This window comes from Bradyrhizobium sp. HKCCYLRH3061 (assembly GCF_051168015.1).
Classification (GTDB): domain Bacteria; phylum Pseudomonadota; class Alphaproteobacteria; order Rhizobiales; family Xanthobacteraceae; genus Bradyrhizobium.
In genome coordinates this window covers 22540-36786 of the sequence record NZ_JBNPUE010000010.1, presented here as the reverse complement: position 1 = coordinate 36786, position 14247 = coordinate 22540, and the positions used below count along the sequence as shown (strand labels likewise).

The window sequence follows — 14247 nt, the reverse complement described above, 5'->3', positions numbered from 1 at the left end:
TAAGAGTCGCTTAGACAATTAGTTGGCTACTTGTCGCAGTCGTTAGACTGTCTACAGTCTGCTCTATTTCTCGAATCGTGATGGGCAGCTATGGCACGAAATCCAAAGAACGTTCAGCCAGCCGCGACGCCGCACCTTAATTATATGTCGGCACTTCAGGTCATAGCTGACCAATCGCAGCTAGCTATGGCGCGATTGATGCCGCACCTCGGCGAACGCGGGCGCATCGCCGAAGAAATCATCAAGAACATCCTCGAACGCACTCTTCCCAAGCGGTTTTCCATAGGCACGGGTGTCGTCATTTCCGCGCATGGTGAAGTGAGTCGGCAAACTGACATCGTTATCTATGACAATTTCTACAATTCCCCGTTGCTATCCGAGTTCGGCTCTGGACTATTTCCGGCAGAGATTGTTTTCGCCACTATCGAAGTTAAGTCAGTTCTGACAAAAGATGAGCTGAAAAGTTCGATGGACGCCATTACACAAATGCGCAAGGTTGGCTCTCAGAAGAAATACATTGTGCCTGTAACTGTTCTTGAGGCCGGTAAGCCTGCGCGAACCGTGATGACGAAACAGACAGAGACGACACCGCCCCGCAATTACATCGTCGCGTTCTCGCAGAAGGGGCTTGGCCCGACCTACCAACATTTCTGTGACAAGCTGCGGAAATGTTTGGACGATGGCAACTCCCACGTGCACGGTGTCTGCCTTCTTAAGGAAAACTGGTTTGCAGGGCGGCGCGCCTTCAAGGTGCCCGCCGAACTCTTCGGGCGAGAGGGGGACGGATTGCTGAACCTATACAGCCACATACTCAAAGCCCAGCAGAACTTCGCGGTGCACGCGATGGATTTGGATGCGTACATGCCAAAGGAATGGAATTCCGATTAATATTGTAAGTGGATTAGGCCCACGCGGCGCCACCCCGCGCTGGAAGACTTCACTGTGACAGAGGGTAAAGCACCAACGTCTTTTATTTTGCGCGAAATTGGTCTCGAACTCAAAGAGAGATCGATACCTGAGCGCCGAATGCAGGAAGTGATCAGCTTCCAGGATCGGCCGCAACTTGACTATCCCCAACCCGATGAGGTCGGGCTGATGACACGACTCGGGGTTTTGACGAGTATCGAAGCTGTTGAAGCCATGTCGCGTATTCGCCGGAATGGAGGGGGGAGTGCCAGAGGCAAGCGAGGCCATTGAAACCCTGTCCGACACGCTTGAGCATCTTGGTGCTCCGCTTTCTCTCCCGGAAGATTGGATCATCTTATGCGACACTGATGATTTGCGTGACCTGCCTCGGGCGGCGGCGAAGAAGTTGCTCCGAAAAGCCAAGAAGGAAACGGCACGTCGGTGGCTGTGGAGCCGGTTCGACCCAACCGAGATGGAACTAGAGCTGTCGGAGGACGATGGGATCGATGATACCGAAGTCGAAGACAGGCAGCTTAAGCAGCATGCCATTGGCTCCATCGACGAAGTCGTGTCGATGGTTCAGTCTCTACGGGAAAGTCACGCCGGAATCCCGGTGGCGCGCTCCCAGTCGTCCGCGCACGCGAAAACCGTCGCAGCACGTTTGTCCTTCGGTTATCCAGAGCAACGGCCGGCTCGCAGCGACTGCTTTGACGAGGATGTGCGGCGGCAGTGCCGGCGCGTCATCAACGACATCTACCGCACCGAAAAGACACCGTCGGCGCCATTGGTCTATCTGATCAGCACGGACAATCCAGAATTCGTAAAGATTGGATACACGACCTGCCTTGAGCGCAGACTGAGCTCGCTGCGGACGGCATCACATGTCGAACCCACCGTCCATCTGACGATCCAGGGGCCGCCGTCCCTTGAGCGCGAACTTCACACACGCTTCGCTGCCTCTCGCCATCACCGCGAGTGGTTTCGGCTGACGGACGACATCAGGTCCTTTATTGCGGTACAGGGGAAACGTTCGGCCTCGCATGGTTGATGCCAAGCTAAGAGCGCTCCTAACCACCCGAGCGGGGCCGGGGCAACTTCCCACATCCGGCCATAACTGTTCGACGTTAACACTATGCGGACAGAATAGCTCTTTCTGCGCACGCCTGTGTCTCCATGTTTGTCCGCGGTGATCGGTCATGCGCTTGTCCGGTCTGTCCCGCGTCACGGTGCACTAAAGATCGTCGCGTTAGTACGGTTGCCGATAGACGTCAGAACGCCTTCGGCAATCCAGCTTGTTTCAGAACGGCATTGGCAAGATGGCGCGAGGGAATGGAATTGTCGACGACGAAGCGGTGGCCGTTGATCGGGCTTTGCCAGATCTCATGGTCGCCGCGTCCATGCCTGACGAATTCGCAGCCGGCTTCGCGCAGGATCTTTTTGAGCTCGGGCGTGAAGCTCTTCATGCGGCGACGTGGGCGCGAACCTTCGTCGAGATGGAGGCGATGATCTCAACGGGGATTTCGGTCTCGGCGAGATCGGGGCTGTCGGGGCTTTCGAGCAGGTCCTGGATGATGCCGGGAAGCTTGGCGGCCAGTTCGTTGAGCGTTGCCGCCCCGGTGGCGAGGCCCGGCACATCAGGGCTTTCGGCGACCCAATAGCTGGCTTCCGGGTCCCAGGTCGCGCGAACGACGATCGTCGACATTTCGGCGTGCTCCTCTGCTCGATGCATGTTGTGGCGCGCCGTTTTGAAAAATCAACCCCGCAACGAAGATTGCGCTTGCGCTTTATCCGAAATCATGCTCTATTCCCCGCATCCCGTCCCGCTGAGGGGGCGCTTCGCGATCGTCACGGACGTCGGGTGCGGGATGCGGTGGGCGCATGGGGACGCAGCGCGGGCTTGCTCGCGCGGACGAACGATCCCGGTGCGACGATGAAGTCGCGTGGTTCTGGCATCCCGGTGCTGATGCCAAGTGGGCGATGACGTGTCGTCCGCGACGGGGCCAACAAGCCGGTCCCCGGGAAGAGCGCGTATAAGTCGTAACACCATCGCGCAGGGAAGGCCGGGTGATCTCGGCTGAGCCTGTGGTTCTGCCGCGTGCTTTTTTGCTGCACGCGGACCATGGGCGCCGGCCGGCGCCCGGTCTTCCCTGCGCCCTCTGTTCGAGGAGGGTGAGATGTCGGGCATCACTCGGGCGCGGATGGCGTCGCGGGGGTGATGGGGCTTGTCTTGCTGATGATTTCTCCGTGGAAGTGTTTGATGATGCGCGGCGGGATGTTCGCCACAGGCGCCATTGCGAGCGCAGCGACCTGTCCGCCGAAGCCCATCGGGCGAAGGCGGTCGCTGCGCTCGCAATGACGGAGTTTGAGGCAGGCGCCTGCGCCACACATTCGGCCGCCGCACCCGTAACTCCCCGGGAACCCGCCCCCGGTCACACTCCCGTGTGATCGACTGAGCAGGCGGGAAAGTCTTGGCACGGCACGTGCCTCATGGATGCCTTTGTGATAGGGTGAACATCCGGGCAACCTGGAGAAATCGTTGAGCGGCCTCAGCAACGAGCCGGCCCCGCCGGCAAGCAGCACTCCCGACGGCCTTGCGCGGCTCAAGCTGACGCAGGCGCTCAAGCGGGCGCAGTACGCCATCGCCTGGGAGCGCGGCTGGCCGCATCTGGCGCGGCTGCTGATGGTCGTCGGCCTGTTCCTGATCGTGTCCTGGGCCGGGCTGTGGCTCGGCCTGCCGTTCGCGGCGCGCATGATCGGCGTCGCGCTGTTCCTGCTGCTGCTGCTCGGCGCCGCCGTGCCGATGCTGCGCTACCGCTGGCCGAGCCGCGAGGAGGGCCTGTCGCGGCTCGACCGCGGCTCGGGCATCGCGCATCGACCGGCCACCGCGCTCACCGATACGCTCACCACCAAGGATCCGATCGCGCAGGCGCTGTGGCAGGCGCAGCGCGAGCGCACGCTGGCTTCGGTCAAGCGCATCCGCGCCGGCACGCCGCGGCCGCGGCTGTTGCTGCACGATCCCTGGGCGGTGCGTGCGCTGGTCGTCGTGCTGCTGGTCGCGACCTGGTTTGCGGCCGGCGACGAGCGGCCGATGCGCATTGCCTCCGCGTTCGACTGGAACGGCGTGCTGACGCCGGTCACGGTCCGCGTCGATGCCTGGATCAAGCCGCCGCTCTACACCGCGAAGCCGCCGATCATCCTCTCCGCCGCCAACAAGGAAGGCGCGGTGCCGGCGAACGGCCCGATCGTGGTGCCCGCGGGCTCGACCCTGATCATCCGCTCCAGCGGCGGCACGCTCGACGTCATCACCGGTGGCGGCGTCACCGAGGCCGCGGCGAACGAGGTCGCCGCCGGCGACGCCGCGCCGAAGGGCACCACCGAGAAGCACTACACCATCAAGGCCGACGGCACCGTGCATGTGCGCGCGCCGTCGGGGCAGCCGCAATGGGTGTTTTCGGCGACGCCGGACAAGCCGCCGGTCATCAGCATGGCCAAGGACCCGGAGCGCCAGGCGCGCGGCTCGCTGAAACTGTCCTACAAGATCGAGGACGATTACGGCGTCACCGAAGCCCGCGCCAAGGTCGCCGCGCGTGCGCCTGAGGCCAAGCCGGACGCCAAGACGGCGGATGCGCCCGCGGCGCGGCCGCTGTTCCAGCCGCCGGAGTTTCCGCTGGTGCTGCCGAACGCGCGCACCCGCAACGGCGTCGGCCAGACCGTCAAGGATCTGAGCGAGGACCCCTATGCCGGCGCCGACGTCACGCTGACGCTGACCGCCAAGGACGAGGCCGGCAACGAGGGCACCAGCGAGCCGTTCGAGACCAGGCTGCCGGAGCGGCTGTTCACCAAGCCGCTCGCGCGGGCGCTGATCGAGCAGCGGCGCCTGCTGGCGCTCGACGGCAACCGCAATGGCGAGGTGTTCACCGCGCTCGACGCGCTGGCGATCGCGCCTGAGCTGTTCTCGCCGGAGCTCGGCCAGTATCTCGGCCTGCGCGCGGTGACGCGGCAGCTCGAGGGCGCGCGCACCGACGACGCGCTGCGCGAGGTGGTCGCCAGCCTGTGGGCGCTCGCGGTCACCATCGAGGACGGCAACATCAGTGACGTCGACAAGGCGCTGCGCGCGGCGCAGGACGCGCTGAAGCAGGCGCTGGAGCGCGGCGCCAGCGACGAGGAGATCAAGAAGCTCGCCGAGGACCTGCGCAAGGCGATGGACAACTACATGCGCCAGCTCGCCGAGCAGCTGCGCAACAACCCGCAGATGGCGCAGCGGCCGCTCGATCAGAACACCAAGATCCTGCGCCAGCAGGACCTGCAGAACATGATCGACCGCATGGAGCGGCTGTCGCGCCAGGGCGACAAGGAGGGCGCGCGCGAGCTGCTCGAGCAGCTCCAGCAGATGCTGGAGAATTTGCAGATGGCGCAGCCCAACCAGGGCGGCGACCAGGACATGGAGCAGGCGCTCAACGAGCTCGGCGACATGATCCGCAAGCAGCAGCAGCTCCGCGACAAGACCTTCAAGCAGGGCCAGGACTCGCGGCGCAACCGCAACAAGCAGCAGGGCGACCAGGACCAGAGCATGGGCGACCTGCAGCAGGACCAGCAGGCGCTGCGCGACCGGCTGAAGCAGTTGCAGGAGCAGCTCGCCAAGCGCGGCATGGGCCAGCAGGGCGAAAAGGGACAGAAGGGTCAGAAAGGCCAGAAGGGGCAGCCGGGCCAGCAAGGCGAGCCCGGTGATCAAGGCGACCAGGGCGATTCCGGCGACGGGCTCGACGATGCCGACAGCGCGATGGGCGATGCCGGCAGTCAGCTCGGCGACAGCAACGCCGACGGCGCGGTGGAGTCGCAGGGCAAGGCGCTCGATGCGCTGAAGAAGGGCGCGCAGAGCCTCGCCGAGGCGATGCAGCAGGGCGATGGCGACCAGCCCGGCGACGGCCCGGGCCAGCGCGCCGGCCGCCAGCAGGGCGCGCAGCAGACCGATCCGCTCGGGCGTCCGATGCATCCCGGCCGCGACATCGACGATTTCTCGCAGAAGATTCCCGGCGAGATCGACGTGCAGCGCGTCCGCCGCATCCTTGAGGAGCTGCGCCGCCGGCTCGGCGATCAGTCGCGGCCGCAGCTCGAGCTCGACTACATCGAGCGACTGCTGAAGGACTATTAGTTCGCGCGCGCGGCGCGGATGTCAGTAGCGCTTCTCGGACAGGATGCGCGCCGCGTGCTGCAGCCGGTCGACGGAGCGCTCGGTGTCGGTCAGCGCGCAGCAGCTGACCAGCGTGTCGATGATCGCGAGCTGCGCGACGCGGCTGCTCATCGCCTCCGGCCGGTAGCGCGTCTCGTTGGCGACGGTGTAGAGCAGCACCTCGCAATGCGCCGCCAGCGGCGACTTGCCGAGCCGGGTGATGCCGATGGTCCGCGCGCCCGCCGCCTGCGCCAGCCGCGTCGCCAGCACGGTCTCGACCGTGCTGCCGGAATGCGACACGGTGACGGTCGCGACCTCGGGCCCGGTCATGCCCGCGCTGACCGCCTGGACATGCGAATCGACGATCGCATTGGCTGCGAGCCCGAGCTGCAGCAGCCGGTACGACAGGTCCTGCGCGATCGGCGCCGAGCTGCCGATGCCGTAGATCTCGACCCGCCGCGCCGCGCGCAGCAGCTTCGCCGCCTGCGCCAGCGCGTCCATCGACAGCAGCCGCCGCGTCTCCTGCAGCGAGGCGGCATGCGCCGCGAAGATGTGGTCGGTGACCGTCGCCGGATCGTCGCCGCGATGCAGGTCCTCCTGGATCAGCCTGACCGGCTCGATCAGGTCCCGCGCCAGCATGATCTTGAGCTCCTGGAAGCCGCGCACCCCGACCCGCCGGCAGAACGACACGATCGTCCCCTCGCTGACGCCGCAGGCTTCCGCGACCTCGGTGATCGACATGTGGATGAACGGCTCCGGCCGGGCGATGACCAGCTCCGCGATCTGCCTGGCCTTGGGCGGCAGCTCGTTCTGCAGCTCACGCACGCGGGCCAGGATGCCGTTCACGCCCGGTCCAGAACGAAAGGTCGATTCCGTCACGCTGCGCCCCGATACTGAGGAAATCTCATTCAGACTCATTTCGTAAATAAAAATTTCACAGCGCTGTCAAGCCGCGCTGATACGCCAGGGACGTTCGCAGGAGCAGGCCGGGCTCGCCCCGCCAATCCTGACGATGGTCTTCAGGATTTCAAAAGGTCGTATCAGCATGACAACACGTCGCGATTTCTTGGCAGGCGCCACGGCGGCGGCTGCCTTCGCCAGCATCCGCCAGGCGCTCGCCATTCCGGCACGGCGCCGGACCGGCACCATTCAGGACGTCAAGCACATCGTCATCCTGATGCAGGAGAACCGCTCGTTCGACCATTACTTCGGCACGCTGCGCGGCGTGCGCGGCTTCGGCGACCGCTTCCCGATCCCGCTCGAGAGCGGCAAGCCGGTCTGGTTCCAGTCCGACGGCAGCCGCGAGATTCCGCCCTATCACCGCGACTCCACGACCTCCAACGCGCTGGTCGGCTATGGCACGCCGCACTCCTTCGGCGACAGCCAGGCGGCGTGGAATCAGGGCAAGATGGGCTATTGGGCGAAGTACAAGACGCCCTATGCGATGGGCTATTTCGGCCGCGACGACATCCCGTTCCAGTTCGCCCTCGCCGAAGCGTTCACGATCTGCGACGCCTACCACGCTTCCATCACCACCGGCACCGATCCGAACCGCATCGTGTTCTGGTCCGGCTCCAACTTCAACCCGGCGCTGCGCGCCCAGGGCATCAACTCCACCACCAACGATTCCGAGCCCAACAACCTGCGCTGCTGGCCGAACCCGCACAATTGGGTCGCCGGCCAGCCGCAGCCGCAGGCCAACTACAAATATGTCGGCAGCGACTTCGCCTGGGATACGCTGCCCGATCTGCTCAACAAGGCCGGCGTGAGCTGGCACATCTATCAGGACATGAACGACAACTGGACCGGCGCAATGCACGGCTGTCTGGCGTTCTCGAGCTTCCGTCACGCCCAGCCGAACGACCCGAACTACGTGCACGGCCTGACCGGCGGTCCGGACTATCTCGACCGGCTGAAGGCCGACGTGATGGCCGGCACCCTGCCGCAGGTGTCGTGGATCCTGCCGACGCAGGCGAACTCCGAGCATCCCGGCGGCGGCAGCCCGACCCGCGCCGGCAATTTTACCGACCAGGTGCTGGAAGCGCTGACGGCCAATCCCGACGTCTGGAGCCAGACCGTCTTCTTCCTGACCTTCGACGAGAATGACGGCTTCTTCGATCATCTGCCGGCCCCCGCGGTGCCGTCCTACGACATCAACGGCAAGCTGATGGGCAAGGCGACCCTGCCGCTCGACGGCGAGTATTTCTCCAACACCGTCGGCAACGTGCTGACCGCGACCGACACGGTCAGCGGCAACATCCGCCCCTGGGGTCTGTCCGCGCGGGTGCCGATGTATGTGGTGTCGCCGTGGAGCAAGGGCGGCTGGGTCAACTCGCAGGTGTTCGACCACACCTCGGTCGGCCGCTTCCTGGAGAAGCGCTTCGGCATCAAGGTCGAGGCGATCAGCCCGTGGCACCGCGCCGTCTCCGGCGATCTCACCTCGGCGTTCGATTTCGCCAGCCCCAACGATCCGCGCTTCCCGGAGCTGCCCGACCAGAGCAACTGGCAGGCGTCGGACGCGCATCAGAAGACCTTGCCGGCGCCGGTTGCGCCCGCGACGCCGCAGCCGCTGTTCCAGGAGAGCGGCGCGCGCTATTCGCGCCCGCTGCCCTACATCCTGCACGCCACCGCGAAGGTCGACGCCGCCGCGGGCAAGGTGAAGCTCTTGTTCGCCAACACCGGCTTTGCCGGCGCCGTGTTCCACGTCTACGACAAGCAGCGTCTCGATCTCATTCCGCGCCGCTACACCGTCGAGGCCGGCAAGATGATCGACGACGAATGGAGCGTCGGCAGCGATGGCCTGTATGATCTCTGGGTGCTCGGCCCGAACGGCTTCCACCGTCACTTCAAGGGTGACCTCGACAAGGTCAGGCCGTCGAATGCCGCCAACCCCGAGATCTTCGTCGGTTACAACGTCTTCGAGGGCGGCCTGCACATGCAGCTGCGCAATGACGGCCATGCCCGCGTGAGCTTCACGGTGAAGTCGAACGAGATCTACGGGCCATTGCAGGCCGTCACCGCCTCGGTCTCGGCCGCGCTGGAGCCGCAATGTCCGGGCTTCGGTCCGCTGCCCGGCTTCCATCCGGTGGGCTTCGGCGCGGTGCCCGGCTTCCGCTCGGCGCCCGATTTCGATGCTCCGGGCTTCGGCTTTGGCGCGCCGACGTTCTTCCCGGGGCCGAGCCATGGCGGTCCGTCGACCTCGTGGACCGTCAAGGTGTCGGCACCCGGACGCCACGGCGAGCTGTACTGGCACCTGCGCAAGTCCGGCCTGTGGTACGACTTCGTCGTCACCAGCGACACCGACGACAGCTTCTATCGCCGCGTCGCTGGCCACGTCGAGACCGGCCGTCCCTCGTTCAGCGATCCCGGCATGGCGCTGGCCGATCGCTTCTGATCGATGGATCTCATCTGAGTTCGGGGAGGGCGCCCATGGGCGCCCTTTCGCTTTGCGTCAGGCGCTGCCGAGGTCGTGGATCACGGGCGACAGGCTGGCTGAGGAGATATCCAGCGTCGCCAGCGTGATCGGCAGCCTGAAGCGGCGCGGTCCTGCGCTGCCCGGATTCAGGTAGAGCACGCCGTCGCGTGTCTCGACGCCCGCGCGATGCGAATGGCCGGACACGATGATGTCGATACACGCCGTTGCAGGATCGATCGCGAGATCGTGGACGTCATGCACGACATGGACGGCACGTGTGCCGAGCCTGATGGTCTCGGTCGCAGGATAGGCATTCGCCCAGTCTGCCGTGTCGATGTTGCCGCGGATCGCAGTCACCGGCGCGATCGAGCGAAGCTGCTCGACGATGTCGGGGCGGCCGATATCGCCGGCGTGGATGATGTGGTCGACGCCGGCCAGACGTCGCACGGCCTCCGGTCGTAGCAGCCCATGAGTGTCGGAGATGATTCCAACCTTGAGCATCGTTTCCCGCCGGGGTGATGGGCATCGCCTCAGGCGATCGTGAGAATCTCCAGCTCTTGTCCGGTCACCTCGACGACGTCGCCGACCGATTTGCCCATCAGCAGCCGCGCCACCGGTGAGACGTAGGAGATCATGCCGCGCTTCGGATCGGCCTCGTCCTCGCCGACGATAGTGTAGGTCTGCACGCGGCCGTCGCCGCGCTTGAACGTCACGGTGCTGCCGAACGCGATCTGATCGGTCGAGGCCGGTGCCGGCATCACCTGCGCGGTCCGCACACGCCCTGCAAAGTAGCGTGCGTCGCGCAGCGGCAGCGCCGACTCCCGCCGCCGTTCATTCACGTCCTCGATTTTCTGCGCCGCTTCATAGGCCGTCTGCGCCTGAAGCAGCTGCGCCTCCAGCGCCTTGAGGCCGGCGTCGGTGACGAGGTTCGGATGCGGCGAGACCGGCCGGTCGGGCAGCTGCGTCTCGGCCGCCGTCTCGGCGCTCTCTTCCTTGGTGAATGCGACGCTCACGCGGGACTCCTGAAAAAGGCCGCGAGATATCGCGGCCCCCAGGAGAGATCATGCCGGCTGTGCGGATTTCAAGCCGTGCGCATACGGCGTGCGAGCGCGCTTGACAGATGCGGCTGGGCGCGTTCTAATATTCGAACTATAGTTCGCAATCCGAACCATGGCAAGACAAGATGCGGGTCGTCAAGGCCCGGCGCCAAGCAGGAAACGCGGAGCTCCCCCGTGGACGAGGACAGCAAGGCTGGCAAAAGCGTCGTGCAGTCGCTGGCCAAGGGTTTTCAGGTGCTGAACGCCTTCACGAGCGACGCGCCCGAATTGGTGCTCGCCGACGTCGCGCGCCGCGCGACGCTCGACAAGGGCACCACCTTCCGCTTGCTCAACACCCTCGTGATGCTCGGCTATGTCGAGAAGGTCGGCGACACCAGGCGCTTCCGCCTGACGTTGAAATGCCTCGACCTCGGCTTCAACGCGATCGCTCGCTCGGAGCTGCGCGACCAGGCCCGCCCGATCCTGCGCAGCCTGGTCGGCGAGATGAACGAGGCCGCCTCGCTCGCGGTGCTCGACGGCAGCGACATCGTCTATGTCGAGCGCATCCAGGCGGGCCTCGTCCGGCTCGGCGTCGACGTCCGGATCGGCAGCCGCGCGCCGGTCTATTCCACCGCTGTCGGCCAGGCGATCCTGTCGCTGCTGCCGGTGCAGACGCAGATCGAGGTGCTCGAAGCGCAGCCGCGCATCAAGCGCACCGAAACCACGATCACGGATCTCGACGCGCTGCTACAGCGCCTGCGCCAGGTGAAGGCCGCCGGCTACGCGCTCTCGAATCAGGAGAATGCACCGGGACTGTGCGTGCTCGCCGCACCGGTCGTCGATCGCGACGGCGTGCCGCTCGCAGCGATCAGCGTCGCCGCCCCGACCATGCGCGTGTCAGCCGATGAGTTCGAGCGCACCGGCGTCGCGCCGCTGCTGCGCGCCGCGGCGCAATTGTCGCGCGCGCTCGAAGCCATGGGCGGCGCCACCGCCACCGTTTCCAGCCGATGACACCAGAACTCATCAGGAGTCCGACATGAACGTCATGACCAACTTCAAGGGGATCATCCCGGCGATCGCCGTCCCCTTCAACGCCGATCACTCGATCGACGAGGCCGAGCTGACGCGCTATGCGGCGTGGCTCGGCAGGCGCCGCGGCATTGTCGGCATCATGACCAACGGCCACACCGGTGAGGTGTTCAGCCTCACCGCAAGAGAGCGCGCGGAGGTGACGCGCATCGTCGCCAGGGCGCTGACCGGCATCTGCCCGACGATCTCCTCCGTCGTCTGCGAAGGCATCAAGGACGGCATCGAGCATGCGCTGATGGCCAAGGAGGCCGGCGCCACCGCGCTCGACATCATGCCGCCGCATCACTGGCTGCGCTTCGGCTTCAAGCGCGAGCACTGCCTGGACTATTTCAACGCCATCGGCGATGCGACCAGGCTGCCGCTGATCGTGCACGTCTATCCGGCCTGGACCCGCGCCTCGTTCTCCTCCGAGCTGCTCGCCGAGCTCGCCCGGCTCGACCACGTCCAGGCGTTCAAGATCGGCACCCGCGAGATGAACAAATATGCCCGCGACCTCAAGGCAATCCGCGCGGCGGCCCCGGACAAGGCGCTCTTGACCTGCCACGACGAATACCTGCTGGCGTCGATGGTGCAGGGCGTCGACGGCGCGTTGGTCGGCTTCGCCTCGCTGATTCCGGATCTCATCTACGATCTGTTCGCCGCGGTGACGGCCGGTGATCTCAAGCTGGCGATGAAGTTGCAGGCCATGATCGATCCGTTGAAGGACGCGGTGTATGGCGGCGGCGAGCCGACCGGAGAGGCGCATGGCCGCATGAAGGCGGCGATGCAGGTCGCCGGCGTGATCCGCGATGCCACCGTGCGGCCGCCGACGCATGCGCCGAGCGCCGAGGAGATGGCCGCGATCCGCGCCGCAGTGGCCGCGGCCGGGCTGACGGTGCAGGCTGCAGCCTGAGCAACGAGAGGCGACGGCCGGTGACGGCCGCTGCCTGTGATCATAAAAACAAGAGACCGGGTGGACGCTCATGCTGATGATGGATGTCGACGATGCGCAACGGCGCGCTGCTGACACGCCGGACGATGTGCTGATCGCGATCGACCAGGTCTCGAAGACCTATGTCTCGGCCTCCGGTGCGGCGGTGCATGCGTTGAGCCGCGTCTCGCTGGATATCAAGCCGGGCGAGTTCGTGTGCGTGGTCGGCCCGTCCGGCTGCGGCAAGAGCACGTTGTTGCGTCTGCTCGCCGGTCTCGACGGCTACAGCGATGGCCGGCTGCTGCTCGATGGCGAGCCCGTCGCCGGTCCCTCGCGCAAGGTCGGCGTCGTGTTCCAGGCCGCCAACCTGCTGCCGTGGATGACGGTGCGCGACAATGTCGGGCTGCCCTTGCGCGTCGGCGGCAAACATGCGCCGGCCGGCGATCGCATCGAACGTCTGCTCGCCGTCACCGGTCTCGGCGATTTCGGCGACAAATATCCCTATGAGCTGTCCGGCGGCATGCAGCAGCGCGCCGGGATCTGCCGCGCCCTGGCGCGCGATCCCGAGATCCTGCTGATGGACGAGCCGTTCGGCGCGCTCGATGCGCTGACCCGCGAGCGTCTGAACCTCGAGCTGCAGCGCATCTGGCAGGAGAACCGCAAGACCATCCTGCTGATCACCCACTCGATCTCGGAAGCCATCTTCCTCGCCGACCGCGTCATCGTGATGTCGGCGCGTCCCGGCCGCATCCTGGCCGATCTCGCCGTTCCCATTCCGCGGCCGCGGTCGTTCGACGACATCGTGCTGCATCCGGACTATGCGCGGCTCGCCAGGGAGGTCCGCGGGCTGCTCAATGCGCAGGAGCATGGCCATGACTGATCTTGCCAACGTCGCCGTGTCAGCCATGTCGCAGAAGCCAGCGAGTCCACGCCGCGGCATCAGCCTGGGATCGCCGATCGCCTGGACCGGTCTCGCGGTGCTGATCCTGAGCTGGATCGCCGCGGTCAACCTGCTGAACATCCCGTCCTACATCCTGCCGAAGCCTGAAGCGGTGGTCCGCGCGCTTTGGTCGGGGCTCGCGGTCAGCCCGGCCAGTCCGCTCGGCTACTACCTGCCGCTGTGGAGCACGCTCAGCAACGCCGCTGTCGGCTGCGCCATCGGCGTCGGGCTCGGCCTCGTCATCGGCTCTCTGATGGCCGAGGTCGAGGCGATCGAGCGTCTCGTGATGCCCTATGCGTTCGCGCTGCAGAGCCTGCCAAAGGTGGCGATCGCGCCGCTGATCGTGATCTGGTTCGGTTTCGGCGACGGCTCCAAGATCGCGATCTCGGCGCTGCTGTCGTTCTTCCCGGTGCTGATCAACAGCTTCACCGGGCTGCGCGCCGTAGAGCCGGAGCGCGTCGACCTGATGCGCTCGCTGTCGGCGTCGCGGCTCGAGACCTATCGCATCGTCAAGCTGCCCAACGCCGCGCCCTTCATCTTCGCTGGCCTCGACATGGCGGTGGTGTACGCGCTGCTCGGCGCGATCGTCGCCGAGTTCTTGGGCGCTCAGCGCGGCATGGGGGTGGTCATCACCCAGGCGCAAGCCGTCTCCGATGTCGCCGGCGTGTTCGCCGCGCTGATCATTCTCGGCGTGCTCGGCATCGTGCTGCACGGGATCGTGCGCTGGTGCGAGGCCAAGGTCGTGCACTGGGGCGCCAATCGGAAAAAATAGGACAGCAG

The 14247-nt window shown here is 65.6% G+C and carries 13 protein-coding genes; 8 read left to right on the top strand and 5 right to left on the bottom strand.

Features of this window, described 5'->3' with window-relative positions; translation table 11 throughout:
* Nucleotides 1-198 precede the first annotated feature (198 nt).
* Complete coding sequence (locus ACQR2C_RS17490; RefSeq protein WP_434881709.1) at nucleotides 199-888, top strand: DUF6602 domain-containing protein; 690 nt, start codon at nucleotides 199-201, stop codon at nucleotides 886-888.
* 283 nt (nucleotides 889-1171) lie between these two features.
* Nucleotides 1172-1954 carry a GIY-YIG nuclease family protein gene (locus ACQR2C_RS17485; protein WP_434881708.1) on the top strand — a complete coding sequence of 261 codons (783 nt, stop codon included), beginning with the start codon at nucleotides 1172-1174 and terminating at the stop codon, nucleotides 1952-1954.
* A 220-nt stretch (nucleotides 1955-2174) separates the two neighbouring features.
* Here ACQR2C_RS17485 and ACQR2C_RS17480 read toward each other — a convergent pair whose 3' ends face one another.
* A complete protein-coding gene (locus ACQR2C_RS17480) occupies nucleotides 2175-2369 on the bottom strand; it encodes a type II toxin-antitoxin system HicA family toxin (protein WP_434881707.1) in 195 nt (64 codons plus the stop codon).
* On the bottom strand, nucleotides 2366-2608 hold the full coding sequence (locus ACQR2C_RS17475; protein WP_434881706.1) for a DUF1902 domain-containing protein: 243 nt from the start codon (nucleotides 2606-2608) through the stop codon (nucleotides 2366-2368). The genes ACQR2C_RS17480 and ACQR2C_RS17475 overlap by 4 nt, the downstream gene beginning before the upstream one ends.
* An 834-nt stretch (nucleotides 2609-3442) precedes the next feature.
* Here ACQR2C_RS17475 and ACQR2C_RS17470 point away from each other — a divergent pair.
* Nucleotides 3443-6058 carry a TIGR02302 family protein gene (locus ACQR2C_RS17470; protein WP_434881705.1) on the top strand — a complete coding sequence of 872 codons (2616 nt, stop codon included), beginning with the start codon at nucleotides 3443-3445 and terminating at the stop codon, nucleotides 6056-6058.
* A gap of 21 nt (nucleotides 6059-6079) precedes the next feature.
* Here the strand turns inward: ACQR2C_RS17470 and ACQR2C_RS17465 are convergent, their stop codons facing one another.
* The gene (locus ACQR2C_RS17465) at nucleotides 6080-6922 is read right to left on the bottom strand and encodes a MurR/RpiR family transcriptional regulator (RefSeq protein ID WP_434881704.1); all 843 of its coding nucleotides are present in this window, start codon (nucleotides 6920-6922) and stop codon (nucleotides 6080-6082) included.
* Between the two features lie 199 nt (nucleotides 6923-7121).
* Here ACQR2C_RS17465 and ACQR2C_RS17460 point away from each other — a divergent pair, with 199 nt between their 5' ends.
* On the top strand, nucleotides 7122-9470 hold the full coding sequence (locus ACQR2C_RS17460; RefSeq protein WP_316181255.1) for a phosphocholine-specific phospholipase C: 2349 nt from the start codon (nucleotides 7122-7124) through the stop codon (nucleotides 9468-9470).
* Nucleotides 9471-9527: 57 nt separating this feature from the next.
* On the opposite strand, the gene ACQR2C_RS17455 is transcribed toward ACQR2C_RS17460, so the two are convergent.
* Nucleotides 9528-9992, bottom strand: coding sequence for a metallophosphoesterase family protein (locus ACQR2C_RS17455; RefSeq protein ID WP_316181256.1), 465 nt, complete (start codon nucleotides 9990-9992; stop codon nucleotides 9528-9530).
* A 29-nt stretch (nucleotides 9993-10021) separates the two neighbouring features.
* Nucleotides 10022-10504, bottom strand: coding sequence for a transcription elongation factor GreA (gene greA, locus ACQR2C_RS17450; protein WP_434881703.1), 483 nt, complete (start codon nucleotides 10502-10504; stop codon nucleotides 10022-10024).
* A gap of 219 nt (nucleotides 10505-10723) precedes the next feature.
* On the opposite strand from greA, the gene ACQR2C_RS17445 reads away from it, so the two are divergent.
* The 4 genes from ACQR2C_RS17445 (at nucleotide 10724) to ACQR2C_RS17430 (ending at nucleotide 14239) form a co-directional block, all read left to right on the top strand.
* The gene (locus ACQR2C_RS17445) at nucleotides 10724-11539 is read left to right on the top strand and encodes an IclR family transcriptional regulator (RefSeq protein ID WP_315805698.1); all 816 of its coding nucleotides are present in this window, start codon (nucleotides 10724-10726) and stop codon (nucleotides 11537-11539) included.
* 25 nt (nucleotides 11540-11564) lie between these two features.
* On the top strand, nucleotides 11565-12509 hold the full coding sequence (locus ACQR2C_RS17440; RefSeq protein WP_315805699.1) for a dihydrodipicolinate synthase family protein: 945 nt from the start codon (nucleotides 11565-11567) through the stop codon (nucleotides 12507-12509).
* A gap of 70 nt (nucleotides 12510-12579) precedes the next feature.
* Nucleotides 12580-13407 carry an ABC transporter ATP-binding protein gene (locus ACQR2C_RS17435; RefSeq protein ID WP_315805700.1) on the top strand — a complete coding sequence of 276 codons (828 nt, stop codon included), beginning with the start codon at nucleotides 12580-12582 and terminating at the stop codon, nucleotides 13405-13407.
* The gene (locus ACQR2C_RS17430; protein ID WP_316218854.1) at nucleotides 13400-14239 is read left to right on the top strand and encodes an ABC transporter permease; all 840 of its coding nucleotides are present in this window, start codon (nucleotides 13400-13402) and stop codon (nucleotides 14237-14239) included. Before ACQR2C_RS17435 ends, ACQR2C_RS17430 begins: the two co-directional genes overlap by 8 nt.
* The last annotated feature ends 8 nt before the right edge of the window (nucleotides 14240-14247 follow it).

What these genes read in the sequence shown, in the direction of transcription:
- ACQR2C_RS17430 (WP_316218854.1), top strand. Translation starts at nt 13,400, where the DNA reads ATGACTGATCTTGCCAACGTCGCCGTGTCAGCCATGTCGCAGAAGCCA.
- ACQR2C_RS17435 (WP_315805700.1), top strand. Translation starts at nt 12,580, where the DNA reads ATGCTGATGATGGATGTCGACGATGCGCAACGGCGCGCTGCTGACACG.
- ACQR2C_RS17455 (WP_316181256.1), bottom strand. Translation starts at nt 9,992, where the DNA reads ATGCTCAAGGTTGGAATCATCTCCGACACTCATGGGCTGCTACGACCG.
- ACQR2C_RS17480 (WP_434881707.1), bottom strand. Translation starts at nt 2,369, where the DNA reads ATGAAGAGCTTCACGCCCGAGCTCAAAAAGATCCTGCGCGAAGCCGGC.
- ACQR2C_RS17490 (WP_434881709.1), top strand. Translation starts at nt 199, where the DNA reads ATGCCGCACCTCGGCGAACGCGGGCGCATCGCCGAAGAAATCATCAAG.
- ACQR2C_RS17440 (WP_315805699.1), top strand. Translation starts at nt 11,565, where the DNA reads ATGAACGTCATGACCAACTTCAAGGGGATCATCCCGGCGATCGCCGTC.
- ACQR2C_RS17460 (WP_316181255.1), top strand. Translation starts at nt 7,122, where the DNA reads ATGACAACACGTCGCGATTTCTTGGCAGGCGCCACGGCGGCGGCTGCC.
- ACQR2C_RS17475 (WP_434881706.1), bottom strand. Translation starts at nt 2,608, where the DNA reads ATGTCGACGATCGTCGTTCGCGCGACCTGGGACCCGGAAGCCAGCTAT.